This is a genomic window from Pseudomonas sp. B329 (assembly GCF_023127835.1).
GTDB lineage: Bacteria > Pseudomonadota > Gammaproteobacteria > Pseudomonadales > Pseudomonadaceae > Aquipseudomonas > Aquipseudomonas synxantha_A.
In genome coordinates, this window is record NZ_SPKP01000005.1 from 240,109 (window position 1) to 253,031 (window position 12,923).

A 12,923-nucleotide genomic window follows, 5' to 3' on the forward strand; every position below is an offset into this window, starting at 1 on the left:
AAGGGGAGACACAAAACAATGTGGGAGGGGGCTTGCTCCCGATAGCGGAGTGCCAGTCAATGATGATTAGACTGATACCCCGCTATCGGGGGCAAGCCCCCTCCCACATTTAGATCTGTGGCAATTTACACATTCAGTTCCAGCCAGCGCGATCCATCAGGCGAATGGCTTCAGCCTGGCGCTTGCCCGCCACTTCTACCGGTAAGGTATCGGCCACGAACTTGCCCCAGCTCGCCACTTCCGCCGATGGCGGTACCGCCGGGTTGGCCGGGAACTCCTGGTTCACGTCGGCAAAGATTTTCTGCGCCTCAGGCGTGGTCATCCACTCCACCAGCGCCTTGGCTGCTTGCGGGTGCGGCGCGTGCTTGGTCAGGCCGATGCCCGACAGGTTCACATGCACGCCACGGTCGCCCTGGTTCGGCCAGAACAGTTTCACCGCCAGATCCGGCTTCTGCTTGTGCAGGCGGCCGTAGTAGTAGGTGTTGACGATACCCACGTCGCACTGTCCGGCATTGATGGCTTCCAGCACGGCGATGTCATCGGAGAACACGTCGGTGGACAGGTTGTTGACCCAGCCCTTGACGATCTCTTCGGTCTTGGCCGCGCCATGGGTTTCGATCAACGTGGCGGTCAGTGACTGGTTGTAGACTTTTTTCGCGGTGCGCAGGCACAGGCGGCCTTCCCATTGCTTGTCTGCCAGGGCTTCGTAGGTGGTCAGTTCGCCCGGTTTCACCCGCTCGGTGGAATAGGCGATAGTGCGCGCACGCAGGCTCAAGCCGGTCCAGGCGTGGGCCGACGAGCGATATTGCAGCGGGATATTCTTGTCGATCACAGCGGAAGTGAACGGTTGCAGGATGCCCATTTGCTCGGCCTGCCAGAGGTTGCCGGCGTCGACGGTGAGCAGCAGATCGGCGGTGGCGTTCTCGCCCTCGGCCTTGATGCGCTGCATCAGCGGCGCTTCCTTGTCGGTGATGAACTTGACCTGCACCCCGGTCTTCTTGGTATAGGCATCGAATACCGGCTTGATCAGCTCATCGATGCGCGAGGAGTAGACCACGACTTCGTCGGCTGCCTGCACGGTGGTGCTGCCGATCAGGGTGAGTGCCAGGGCAGTCAGGAGGCGCTTGGGTGCCAACATGGGTGCGGTCTCTCATTTGCAAATTGAGGGCAAATGATAAGGACTCACATTTGGTAACGCTCGGTGGAGGCGTTACCAGATGTTGCACAGCCCGAATATGCGCGAGGGTTGAGGGCCTCATCGGGGGCAAGCCCCCTCCCACAGGGGACTGTGTTTCAATTCAGGGTTTAGCGAGTTCTGGTAGATCGCCAGTCAAACCTAGCGCCTGGCGCACAAACACTGCCTTGGCTTCGGGCATCTGGTCGACGATTTTCAGGCCGGCATTACGCAGCCAGCGCAGCGGCAGTTGATCCGCCTGGAACAAGCGCTCAAAGCCTTCCATTGCCGCCATCAACGCCAGGTTGTGAGGCATGCGCCGCCGCTCGTAACGACTCAGGACCTTAACATCTGCCAGGCGCTCGCCGCGCTCGGTGGCCGCCAACAACACCTCGGCCAATACCGCCGCATCAAGAAAGCCCAGGTTCACGCCCTGCCCCGCCAACGGGTGAATAACGTGGGCAGCATCACCGATCAGTGCCAGGCCTTCGGCCACGTAGCGTTTGGCATGGCGCTGGCGTAACGGCACGCAAACTCGCGGGTCGGCGCTGATCACAGTGCCCAGGCGCCCTTCGAAGGCGCGCTCCAGCTCCCGGCAGAAGCGTTCATCATCCAGGGCCATCAGGCGCTCGGATTCAGCCGGCGTGGTCGACCAGACAATCGAACACCAATCTTCCTGCCCATCCCGTACCAGCGGCAGGAACGCCAGCGGGCCGGTATCGGTAAAGCGTTGCCAGGCCGTGCGCTGGTGCGGCTGGCTGCTGCGCACGCTGGTGACGATCGCGTTATGCAGGTAATCCCACTCGCGGGTCGGGGTGCCGGTCAGGCGGCGTACTGCGGAGTTGGCGCCATCGGCGGCCACCACCAGCGGCGCACGCAACTTGCGCCCGTCAGCCAGGGTCAACAGCCAGTCATCGCCGGAGCGGCGCATCTGTTCCAGGCGCGCATTGGCCAATAGGCCGAGGTCGCAGTCGTGCAAGCGCTCCAGCAAGGCATCCTGCACTACGCGGTTTTCGACGATATGCCCGAGCACCTCGGCATGCACGCTGGCCGCCGAAAAGTGAATCTGCCCGGTACCGCTGCCGTCCCACACCTGCATCTCGCCGTAAGGGCTGGCGCGACGCTCGACGATGCCGTCCCACACGCCCAGGCGTTCGAGGATGCGCTGGCTGGCAGCGGACAACGCGCTCACCCGCGGTTCAAATGCCGCATCCGGCTCGAACGGTTTGACGCTTAGCGGGCTGCCGTCGAGCAGCAGCACCTGCAAGCCGCTGCCCTGCAATGCCAGCGCCAGGGCGCTTCCGACCATTCCGGCCCCGACAATCAGCACATCTGCGCGCATGTCCATGCTTTAAGCCTTGTCTCGTGTGCGGCACAGGCCGCCAATAAAGTGATGGGCCGGCTCAAACATCGGAGCGCACCCCCAGCCCCATGGCCTGGCGGGCGAACCAGCGCTTGGCCGGCGGCAACAGATCCAGGCCGAGCAAGCCCAGGTTACGGCCCAGCGCCATTAGCGGCTGGCCGCTGCCAAACAAGCGTGTGACCTGATCGGAAAAGCCTACGGTCAGTTGTTGGTCCAGGCGCTGGCGATCCCGATAGCCTTGCAACGTCGCCAGGTCACCTGGCACTGCCGGGCCGGCCAACAAGGCTTCGGCCAAGGCATTGGCATCGCGCAGGGACAGGTTGAACCCCTGCCCGGCAATCGGGTGCAGGCTGTGGGCGGCATTGCCGAGGACCGCAAGATGCGAGCGCACTTGCTCTTCAGCTTCCACCAGGGTCAGCGGGTACAGATGACGGGCGCCCACTTGCTTGAGGGTGCCCAGGCGATAACCGAATACGCCCTGCAACTCGCTCAGGAAGCTGCGCTCGTCAAGGTCGGCCAGGCGCTGGGCGTCCATGCCGATGCGGGTCCAGACCAGCGCACAGCGGTTGTCCGGCAGCGGCAACAAGGCCATCGGCCCCTCATCGGTAAAGCGCTCGAACGCTTCGCCATTGTGGGCTTCGCTCGGGGTGATATTGGCGATCAGTGCGCTCTGGTTGTAGGGCCGGGTCTTCACGCCAATGCCCAGTTGCTCGCGCAGGCCGGAGCGGCCGCCGTCGGCCAACACCGCGAGGTCGCATTCCAGCACGGTTTCATCGTTGAGGGTCAGGCGATAGCCATCAGGCAGCGGCTCCATGCGCGTGACTTCCGCGGGGCAGCGCCAGCTGACGACGTCTTTATCCAGGCCTTGCCACAGGCATTGGCCCAGCCAGGCGTTTTCCACCACATAGCCCAGAGCCGGTACGCCCTCTTCCATGGCGGACAAGCGCGCGGTAGAGAAACGCCCGCGGTCCGATACGTGGATCTGCTTGATCGGTTCGGCGCGGCGGGCAATGTCCTGCCACAGGCCCAGACGCTGATAAATCTGGCGGGCACCAAAGGACAGCGCCGAAGAACGCGCATCGTAACTGGGCTGGTAGCTGTCGCCCGGGGCAAAGGGTTCGATCAGCATGATCTTCCAGCCACGTGCCTTGGCCCCGGCCTGCAACGCCAGGGCCAGGCTGGCACCCACCAGGCCACCACCAATAATCGCCAGGTTGACCCGGCTCATCGGGCAGCCGCCATCAGTGCTTCGATCTCGGCAACGGTCTTGGGCACCGCGCCGGTCAGGATTTCACAGCCTTGCTTGGTCACTATCACGTCATCCTCGATGCGTACGCCAATGCCACGCCATTTCTTTGCCACGTTCTGGTTGTCCGGGGAAATATAGATGCCCGGTTCCACGGTCAAGGCCATACCGACTTCCAGCACTCGCCATTCACCGCCGACCTTGTACTCGCCCACATCATGCACATCCATGCCCAGCCAGTGGCCGGCGCGGTGCATGTAGAAAGCGCGGTAGGCTTCGCTGGCGATCAGTTCGTCAACGTCACCTTGCAGCAACCCCAACTTCACCAAGCCGGCGGTGATGACCTGCACGGTAGCCTCATGGGCCTGGTTCCAATGCTTGTTCGGTGCGATCTGCGCGAAGGCGGCTTCCTGGGAGGCCAGCACAATCTCGTAGATCGCCTTTTGTTCGGGCGAAAACTTGCCGTTGACCGGCCAGGTGCGGGTGATGTCGCTGGCGTAGCAGTCGATCTCACAACCGGCGTCGATCAGCACCAGGTCGCCATCCTTGAGCAACGCGTCATTCTGCTGGTAATGCAGGATGCAGCTGTTGCGTCCGGCGGCGACGATAGAGCCATAGGCCGGCATTTTCGCGCCGCCCTTGCGGAACTCGTAATCCAACTCGGCCTCCAGGCTGAACTCATGCAAACCCGCACGGCTGGCCTGCATCGCCCGCACATGGGCCGCGCAGGAAATGCGCGCTGCTTCGCGCATCACCCTCACCTCTGCCGCCGATTTATACAGGCGCATATCGTGGAGCAGATGATCCAGGGCAACGAATTCGTTCGGTGGCTGGGCGCCCAGGTGCGCCTTGGAGCGGATCACGTTGATCCACTCCATCACATGCCGGTCGAATTCGGCGTTGCTGCTCATGGCCGAATATACCCGGTCGCGGCCTTCGATCAGGCCGGGCAGGATGTCGTCGATATCAGTGATAGGGAATGCGTCGTCGGCGCCAAAGTCGCGGATCGCGCCTTCAGTGCCGGCGCGCAGGCCGTCCCACAGCTCGCGCTCAGCGTTGCGCTCACGGCAGAACAACACGTATTCGCCATGCTGGCGACCGGGCATCAGCACGATCACTGCTTCGGGCTCGGGGAAACCGCTCAGGTACTGGAAGTCGCTGTCCTGGCGGTACACGTGCTCGACATCGCGGTTGCGGATGGCCACGGCGGCTGCCGGCAGGATCGCGATGCTGTTGGGTTCCATCTGCGCCATGAGCGCCTTGCGGCGACGGGTGTATTCCGCTTTGGGGATATGAATCATGGGCAGATGGGGTTCCTTTTTTAATGCAGCGAAGGCTTGGGTGCAGCAGGTTCAGCAGACTTTTTGGTCTCGGTGAACAGCAGCAACGGCGCGACGCGCAGGTATTCCATCACTTCCATGTAGTCGCCTTCGCCGTCTTCGGACTCTTCCAGAGCATCTTGCACCTGGGAGATGGCTGCCAGGTCCTGCAGCACTTCCTTGGCGTCGGTGCTCAGCTCCAGGCCACCGGCGTTCACGCCGAAACCGTGGAGGAAACCCTGGCACCACTGGCCCAGGGCAGCAGCACGCTCGGTGAGTGGGGCGTCGTCGGTCGGCAGCAGCAGAACTACGGTGACGTCGTCACCGGTCAGCTCGCCCTTGACCATCTCTTGCAGGCCAATCAACGCGTTGCGCACGTTTTCGTTGGGTTCGGTTTCGAGCAGCTCGGCCACGTCGGCCAACCAGTTGTCGGCATCAAAGCCCACGCCGGTGCAGCTGCGGCCCAACAGCACGCCGTGCAGTTCGGCAGGCGAGCATGGGTGACCGCTGGTGCTCAGCAGTTTGGAAAAAGCGTCGTACGGGGAATTCTGAATGGGCATGGTGAGCTAGGCGCCAGACGGCGCAATGTCTAGAATGGAGCGCTGTATCCTAGCACCGGCAGACGCACCAAGACTATCGAGGGCGTCAGATCGTTTATCCTGCAGTTGCCATTCATCAGACAAATCCAGTGGAACCCAATGGAAGACACCGACCTGCAAGCGCTGATGGCCAGACTCGAACTGCTAATTGATCGGGTCGAGCAACTAAAGAGTCAAAACGGACTCCTATTAGCTCAGGAAAAGACCTGGCGCGAGGAACGCGCTCACCTCATTGAAAAAAACGAAATCGCCCGGCGTAAGGTCGAATCGATGATTTCGCGCCTGAAGGCCCTGGAGCAAGACTCATGAGTTCAAGCAATAGCGTTACCGTGCAGATCCTCGACAAAGAATATTCGATCATCTGCCCCCAGGAAGAACGCAGCAATCTGGTGAGCGCTGCGCGTTACCTGGACGGCAAGATGCGTGAAATCCGCAGCAGCGGCAAAGTGATCGGCGCCGACCGCATCGCCGTGATGGCCGCGCTGAATATCACCCACGATCTGCTGCACAAGCAGGAACGCCCTGACGTGCAGGCCAGCGGCTCGACCCGCGAGCAAGTGCGTGACCTGCTCGAGCGCGTGGATCTGGTGCTTTCCACCGATTCCGACGCACCCAAGGGCTGATTGCCGAGTCTGTTTAAGGTATACTCGCCCCACTCCCTGGCGTGTTTGCCAGTCGGCGATGTCCCTGAGCCGATTCGCACTACCCTGGAAGTTGCACGTTGGGCTGGTGTGCATGTCCGCTAGACGGAAAGCCTTAAAGCCTACTGCTTCTTCCACCTTGAACTTTCGGGTTCAAGGGCTAAGTCGACAGCGGCTCTGTCGGGGAGCCTGAATTCCCAAACTCAATGCCAGTCCCAGGACTGGCATTGTTTTATGAGCCGATAAGCCATGACCGAACCTGCGCCGCTGTCCCGTCCGCAACTTCGACGCATGTTGCGCAAGGCCCGCCGTGCCCTCACGCCGAGCGAGCAGCGCCAGGCCGCCCTTGGCCTGTACCGGCAACTGGCGCAGCACCCGCTGTTTCGCCGGGCCAAACATATTTCCTTATACCTGCCGACGGACGGCGAAATCGATCCGCGCCTGCTGCTGCGCGCGGCGCAGCGCCGTGGCAAGGCCACCTATCTGCCGGTACTGAGTGCCTGGCCGCGCACCAAGATGGTGTTCCAGCGCGTGCGGCCTGGGGATAAGTTGTCGCCCAACCGCTTTGGCATTCTTGAGCCGCGGGTCAATGTCCACCAGCAGCGCAAAGTCTGGGCGCTCGACCTGGTGCTGTTGCCGTTAGTGGGGTTCGATAGCGAAGGCGGACGCCTGGGCATGGGTGGCGGATTCTACGACCGCAGCCTGGCCTACCTGGCCAGGCGCAAAAGCTGGCGCAAGCCGACCTTGCTGGGGTTGGCCCATGAATGTCAGCAGGTAGACCGCTTGGCGCAGGCAAGTTGGGACGTGCCGCTGGCGGGCACTGTCACCGATAAGCACTGGTATGTTGCACAAACGTCGCTGGAACCAGCGACGCCTTGAAGCCTTATTAACGCTTGAATTGTTGCTGCACTGGCGAGAGTTCAACCGGTGCGTCGGCCTTGTTCGACCACAAGCTCTGGGCATACCCGGTGGTCACAACGCCCAGACCAAACAAAATAACCAAAATCCATAGTAAATCCGGTTTACGTTGCATCGATTGCCCCCCTTCAGGCACCTCGTACACGATGACAACAACGTTCCAAAGTAGTCCGTTGCAGCTGCGCCAAGCCTAAAAGCGCGCATTCTGCGGTAACGTGAACCAACACGCAAACCTTGACGCCAACCGACTGTCGGTTTGTCATGCAATTGCCCGACAACTTGCCCAATGCCTTTTTCAGGAGCCCAAAAATGGCCTACTGGCTGATGAAATCCGAGCCTGACGAATTGTCCATCGAGGACCTGGAAAAGCTCGGCGAAGCGCGCTGGGATGGGGTTCGCAACTATCAGGCGCGCAACTTTCTGCGCGCCATGGCAGTGGGCGATGAGTTTTTCTTCTATCACTCCAGCTGTCCGGAGCCAGGGATTGCCGGCATCGGCAAAATCGTCGAGGCCGCCTACCCGGATCCTACAGCGCTGGAACCGGACAGCCACTACTTCGACGCCAAGGCCAGTGCGGAGAAAAATCCGTGGAGTGCCATCACCGTGGGCCACGTCAACACCTTCCCCAAGGTGCTGGGCCTGGGCTATCTAAAGCAGCAAACCGCTCTTGCCGAAATGCCGCTGGTGCAGAAAGGTAGCCGGCTTTCGGTCATGGCGGTCACGCCTGAACAATGGACGGCCATCCTTCAGCTGCTTTAACTGACCGATATCAAGACCCTCACGGGCCAAACCCATCACACTGGACGCTAACGCCGCAGGATGCAGCCATGTCTACGAACCACCATACGTCCCGTCTGTTCGCCATCGCCCTGATCGTCCTCTTGCTGGGGGCGGGGGCCTTTGGCTACTGGCGTTCGACCCAGGACCGCCTGCCCGAGGGCTTGAGCATGGGCAATGGGCGCCTGGAGTCTACCGAAGTGCAAATCGCCGCCAAGATCCCCGGGCGCCTGGCCGAAGTGCACGTGGATGAAGGCGACAAAGTGCTCAAGGGCCAGTTGCTGGCACGCATGGACACCCGCACCCTGCAAGCCCAGCGCGCCCAGGCCGAAGCAGAGGTGTTACGCGCCAGGGAAAACTTCGCCGCCGCCGAAGCCAACGTGCAGTTGCGCCAAAGCGAGCAACTGCTGGCCAGCCAGGAACTCAAGCGCACCCAAGAGCTGTACCGGCGCGGCTTCGCCAGCAGCCAATTGATCGACCAGCAGCAGGCGCGCCAGAACACCGGCAACGCGGCAGTGATCGCCGCCCAAGCCCAGGTCAACGCGGTGAAGGCCGCCATCGGCGCAGCCCAGGCCCAGGTGGCCCAACTCACCAGCGAAATCGACGACAGCAGCCTGCGTGCGCCCATCGACGGCATCATCCAATTGCGCCTGGCCGAGCCGGGCGAAGTGCTCGGCGCGGGTGGGCGCGTGTTGCTGCTGATTGACCCCAATGACCAGTACATGAATCTCTACCTGCCCGCCTCCGTCACCGGCCGCCTGACCGTCGGCAGTGAAGCACGCATCCTGCTCGACGCCCTGCCCCAGCAAGCGCTGCCGGCCAAAATCAGTTTTGTCGCGGCCAAATCCCAGTTCACTCCCAAGGAAGTCGAAACCCGCGATGAGCGGCAAAAACTGGTGTTCCGCGTCAAATTGCGCCTGACTCAGCCCAGCGCCGTGCCACAAGCCAAACCGGGCATGCCCGGCGCGGGCTATGTACGCACGGCCGATGTCGACTGGCCGGCCAACCTGCAATGAGCGGCCTGGCGCTGCACGCCACGGGGATCAACCACCGCTACGGCAAGCAACAGGCACTGCTCGACGTTGCCTTCAGCTTGCCAGCCGGTACCCGCTGCGGGTTGATAGGTCCGGACGGCGCCGGCAAGTCGAGCCTGCTGGGTCTGATCGCCGGGGTTAAAAAGCTGCAGGAGGGCCAGTTGCAGGTGCTCGGCGGTTCCATCCAAGACCGTCGCCACCGCAATAGCCTGTACGCGCGCATTGCCTTTATGCCCCAGGGCCTGGGCGGCAATCTGTACCCCGAGCTGTCCATCAGCGAGAACATCCGTTTCTTCGCCACCTTGTTCGGCCTGTCGAAAACCGATTGCGACCAGCGCATGCACAACCTGCTGCTCGCCACCGACCTCGCACGCTTTGCCGAGCGCCCGGCAGGCAAGCTCTCCGGCGGGATGAAACAGAAGCTCGGCCTGTGCTGCGCGCTGATCCATGATCCGGACCTGTTGATCCTCGACGAGCCCACCACCGGCGTCGACCCGCTGTCCCGCCGGCGTTTCTGGGAGCTGGTAGATAGCGTACGCAGTGAGCGCCCGCAACTGACACTGCTGGTGGCCACCGCCTACATGGAAGAGGCCGAGCAATTCGAGCATTGCCTGATGCTCGACCGTGGCAGGTTGATCGCCGATGGACTGAGCCGCGAACTGGCGGCGATAACGCCCAGCGGCAAGCTGGATGAGGCCTTCACCCACTTCCAGGGCGACAGTGCTCACGACAGCCAGCCGCTGGTAATTCCACCGCGCACAGGCGGCAACGCCGATATCGCTATCCAAGCCCACGACCTGACCCTGCGCTTTGGCGATTTCACCGCGGTGAACAACGTCAGCTTTGCCATTGGCCGCGGCGAGATCTTCGGCTTCCTCGGTTCCAACGGTTGCGGCAAGACCACCACCATGAAAGTGCTGACCGGGCTGATGCCGGCCACCGAGGGCAGTGCAATCCTGCTGGGCAAGCCGGTGGACGCCAAGGACCTGGCGACCCGCAAGCGCGTAGGTTTCATGTCGCAGAGCTTCTCGCTGTATGGCGAACTGAGCGTGCGCCAGAACCTGGTGCTGCATGCGCAACTGTTCGACTTACCCAAGGCCGACAGCGGTCCGCGCATTGATGAACTGATCCAACGTTTCGACCTGGGTGAAGTGGCCGAACAGCCCTCCGGCGAGTTACCCCTTGGCCTGCGCCAGCGTTTGTCCTTGGCGGTTGCGGTGCTGCATCGCCCGGAAGTGCTGATCCTCGATGAGCCCACCTCGGGTGTCGACCCGGCGGCACGGGATGATTTCTGGCGGTTGCTGATCGAATTGTCGCGCCAACAAGGCGTGACCATCTTCCTGTCCACCCACTTTATGAACGAAGCCCAGCGCTGCGACCGCATCTCCTTGATGCATGCCGGCAAGGTGTTGGCCTGCGACACGCCCGAGGCGCTGCAACAGCAGTTCCACGGCGATACCCTGGAGGCGGCTTTCGTCACCTGCCTGGAGCAGGCCCAGGGCGAACCCGAATCCAGCGCGCCCCGTGCAACGGTCAACGATGCCCACGCGCCGCCCGCGAGCAAACACGGCTTCAGCCTGGCGCGGTGGTTAGCCGTGGCCAGCCGCGAAGGCAAGGAGCTGCTGCGCGACAAGGTACGCATGGCCTTCGCCCTGCTCGGGGCGATGTTCATGATGGTGATCTTCGGCTACGGGATTTCCCTGGACGTGGAAAACCTCGCCTTCGCCGTCTACGACCAGGACCAGACCCCGCAAAGCCGCGCCTATCTAGAGGCATTTCGCAGTTCGCGCTATTTCGCCGAGCAAGCACCCATTCGCGACGCCAACGAATTGCACCGGCGCCTGCAACGTTCGGAAATCAAGCTGGCCCTGGAGATCCCACCCGGCTTTGGCCGTGACCTCTACGCCGGCCGCCAGCCCACCGTCGCGGCCTGGCTCGACGGCGGCATGCCGTTTCGCGCTGAAACCAGCCGCAACTACGTGGAGGCCGTGCACCAGGGCAACCTTGCGCAACTGGCTGAACTCAGTAGCTTACCCTTGAACAACCGGGCCGCCGTCAAGCTTGAAACACGCTTTCGCTACAACCAGGACGTGGTCAGCGTGAATGCCATTGGCCCTGGCGTGATGGCGCTGATCCTGGCGTTCATTCCGGCCATGCTCACCGCCCTCGGCATTGTGCGCGAGAAGGAGCTGGGGTCGATCACCAACTTCTATGCCACACCACTGACGCGCCTGGAGTTCCTGTTGGGTAAACAGGCGCCCTATCTGGTCGTCAGCCTGGTCAACCTGGCACTGTTGGTGGCGATGAACCGCTGGTTGTTCGGTGTACCGTTCAAAGGCAGCGGCCTGACCCTGGCTTTCGGTGGCCTGTTGTACGTGCTGGCGACCACGAGCATGGGCCTGCTGATCTCGGCGTTCACCCGCACCCAGATCGCGGCGATCCTCGGCACCATGATCATCACCAGCCTGCCGACCATCCAGTTTTCCGGGCTGATCGTGCCGCGCTCGTCCCTGGAAGGTGCGGCAGCGCTGATGGGCATGCTGTTTCCGGCCGGGCACTTTCTGGATATTGCGGTGGGCACCTTCACCAAGGCCCTGGACCTGCGCCAGTTGTGGCCACAATGCCTGGCCTTGTTCGGATTTTTCGTCGGTTTTACCGGGCTGAGCCTGGTGATGCTCAAGAAGCAGGAGGCCTGATGCACAAGCTCGCCCATATCCTGCGCCTGGGGCTCAAGGAACTCACCAGCCTGCGCCACGACAGCGTGTTGCTGCTGTTTCTGGCCTACGCCTTCACCGTGGCGATCTACATGCCCGCTGCCGGTTCAGTGATTGGCGTGCACAACGCCAGCGTGGCCTTTGTCGATGAAGATCACAGCGCGCTCTCGCGGCAAATGGCCGAGGCCCTGCAACCACCGGAATTCCAGGCGCCGGCGCCACTGGCCTACGACCAGCTGGACAGGGTCATGGACAGCGGCCAATACACCTTCGTCGTCAATGTACCGGCGAATTTCCAGGCCGACCTGTTGGCGGGGCGCCAGCCGGGAGTGCAGGTGAACATCGATGCCACGGCGATGAGCCAGGCATTCATGGGCGCGGGTTACATCGGGCGGATTTTCCAACGCGAACTGCTGACCTACAGCGGCCAGCCCGACGCTGCCGGCAAAGCTCCGGCCCTGCTGACCACTCGGGCGTTGTTCAATACCAACCTGGAAGGTGGCTGGTTCCTGGCGGTGATCCAGATCGTCAACAACATCACCATCCTCGCCATCGTGCTGACCGGCACCGCCCTGCTGCGCGAACGCGAGCACGGCACCCTCGACCACCTGCTGGTGCTGCCCCTGACCGCGCTGGAGATCATGCTGGCAAAAATCTGGAGCAACATGCTGGTGGTGGTGTTGTGTACATGGCTGTCCCTGGAACTGGTGGTCAAAGGCTTGCTCGGCGTGCCATTGGCCGGGTCGTTGAGCCTGTTCCTGTTGGTGACGGCGCTGTATTTATTTGCGAGTACTGCGTTGGGGATCTTCCTCGCCACTCTCGCCCGCTCGACGCCGCAGTTCGGCCTGCTGGCGATCCCGGTGATCATTCCCATGCTGTTGCTCTCTGGCGGCAGTACGCCGCTGGATAGCATGCCCGAATGGTTGCAGTGGGTGATGCAGGGCTCGCCATCGACGCATTTTGTAAGCTTGAGTGCAGCGATTCTATTCAGGGACGCGGGGTTGAGCGTGGTGTGGCCAGACTTGCTGGCCCTGACGGGAATTGGCTTGGTATTTTTTGCGGTGGCGTTGGCGCGGTTTCGCAAGAGCCTGGCTTCCTGAGGCGCCTGGCAGGACCTCGCGAATAGCGCTAAGCGCCG

At 62.2% G+C, this 12,923-nt stretch carries 13 protein-coding genes and 1 other RNA gene; 8 read left to right on the forward strand and 6 right to left on the reverse strand.

Annotation, left to right across the window (positions count from 1 at the left end):
* Positions 1 to 133 precede the first annotated feature (133 nt).
* The 5 genes from E4P00_RS03710 to E4P00_RS03730 form a co-directional block, all read right to left on the reverse strand.
* On the reverse strand, positions 134 to 1,138 hold the full coding sequence (locus E4P00_RS03710; RefSeq protein ID WP_078822595.1) for an extracellular solute-binding protein: 1,005 nt from the start codon (positions 1,136 to 1,138) through the stop codon (positions 134 to 136).
* A gap of 160 nt (positions 1,139 to 1,298) precedes the next feature.
* Complete coding sequence (locus E4P00_RS03715; protein ID WP_164699558.1) at positions 1,299 to 2,516, reverse strand: 2-octaprenyl-3-methyl-6-methoxy-1,4-benzoquinol hydroxylase; 1,218 nt, start codon at positions 2,514 to 2,516, stop codon at positions 1,299 to 1,301.
* A 61-nt stretch (positions 2,517 to 2,577) separates the two neighbouring features.
* Positions 2,578 to 3,765, reverse strand: a complete 1,188-nt coding sequence (ubiH, locus tag E4P00_RS03720; protein ID WP_248130655.1) for a 2-octaprenyl-6-methoxyphenyl hydroxylase — start codon at positions 3,763 to 3,765, stop codon at positions 2,578 to 2,580.
* Positions 3,762 to 5,084, reverse strand: coding sequence for a Xaa-Pro aminopeptidase (gene pepP, locus E4P00_RS03725; protein ID WP_248130656.1), 1,323 nt, complete (start codon positions 5,082 to 5,084; stop codon positions 3,762 to 3,764). The genes ubiH and pepP overlap by 4 nt, the downstream gene beginning before the upstream one ends.
* 20 nt (positions 5,085 to 5,104) lie before the next feature.
* A complete protein-coding gene (locus E4P00_RS03730; RefSeq protein WP_216090456.1) occupies positions 5,105 to 5,662 on the reverse strand; it encodes a YecA family protein in 558 nt (185 codons plus the stop codon).
* 138 nt (positions 5,663 to 5,800) lie between these two features.
* Here E4P00_RS03730 and E4P00_RS03735 point away from each other — a divergent pair, with 138 nt between their 5' ends.
* The 4 genes from E4P00_RS03735 (at position 5,801) to E4P00_RS03750 (ending at position 7,221) form a co-directional block, all read left to right on the forward strand.
* Positions 5,801 to 6,010: a TIGR02449 family protein gene (locus E4P00_RS03735; RefSeq protein WP_003177365.1), complete on the forward strand. Its 210-nt coding sequence runs from the start codon at positions 5,801 to 5,803 to the stop codon at positions 6,008 to 6,010.
* Positions 6,007 to 6,324, forward strand: a complete 318-nt coding sequence (locus E4P00_RS03740) for a cell division protein ZapA (RefSeq protein ID WP_005792389.1) — start codon at positions 6,007 to 6,009, stop codon at positions 6,322 to 6,324. The genes E4P00_RS03735 and E4P00_RS03740 overlap by 4 nt, the downstream gene beginning before the upstream one ends.
* 30 nt (positions 6,325 to 6,354) lie before the next feature.
* Positions 6,355 to 6,533, forward strand: a non-coding RNA gene (ssrS, locus tag E4P00_RS03745) — 6S RNA.
* 58 nt (positions 6,534 to 6,591) lie between these two features.
* Positions 6,592 to 7,221: a 5-formyltetrahydrofolate cyclo-ligase gene (locus E4P00_RS03750; RefSeq protein WP_032878825.1), complete on the forward strand. Its 630-nt coding sequence runs from the start codon at positions 6,592 to 6,594 to the stop codon at positions 7,219 to 7,221.
* 7 nt (positions 7,222 to 7,228) lie between these two features.
* On the opposite strand, the gene E4P00_RS03755 is transcribed toward E4P00_RS03750, so the two are convergent.
* Positions 7,229 to 7,375, reverse strand: a complete 147-nt coding sequence (locus E4P00_RS03755) for a hypothetical protein (RefSeq protein WP_005792392.1) — start codon at positions 7,373 to 7,375, stop codon at positions 7,229 to 7,231.
* 194 nt (positions 7,376 to 7,569) lie between these two features.
* Between E4P00_RS03755 and E4P00_RS03760 the strand changes: the two genes are divergently transcribed.
* The 4 genes from E4P00_RS03760 to E4P00_RS03775 all read left to right on the forward strand — a co-directional run bounded on the left by E4P00_RS03760 (position 7,570) and on the right by E4P00_RS03775 (position 12,885).
* Positions 7,570 to 8,019 carry an EVE domain-containing protein gene (locus E4P00_RS03760; protein WP_032878824.1) on the forward strand — a complete coding sequence of 150 codons (450 nt, stop codon included), beginning with the start codon at positions 7,570 to 7,572 and terminating at the stop codon, positions 8,017 to 8,019.
* Positions 8,020 to 8,087: 68 nt separating this feature from the next.
* Positions 8,088 to 9,053 carry an efflux RND transporter periplasmic adaptor subunit gene (locus tag E4P00_RS03765; protein WP_248130657.1) on the forward strand — a complete coding sequence of 322 codons (966 nt, stop codon included), beginning with the start codon at positions 8,088 to 8,090 and terminating at the stop codon, positions 9,051 to 9,053.
* Positions 9,050 to 11,767, forward strand: coding sequence for a ribosome-associated ATPase/putative transporter RbbA (rbbA, locus tag E4P00_RS03770; RefSeq protein ID WP_216090457.1), 2,718 nt, complete (start codon positions 9,050 to 9,052; stop codon positions 11,765 to 11,767). The genes E4P00_RS03765 and rbbA overlap by 4 nt, the downstream gene beginning before the upstream one ends.
* A complete protein-coding gene (locus E4P00_RS03775) occupies positions 11,767 to 12,885 on the forward strand; it encodes an ABC transporter permease (protein ID WP_248130658.1) in 1,119 nt (372 codons plus the stop codon). The genes rbbA and E4P00_RS03775 overlap by 1 nt, the downstream gene beginning before the upstream one ends.
* The last annotated feature ends 38 nt before the right edge of the window (positions 12,886 to 12,923 follow it).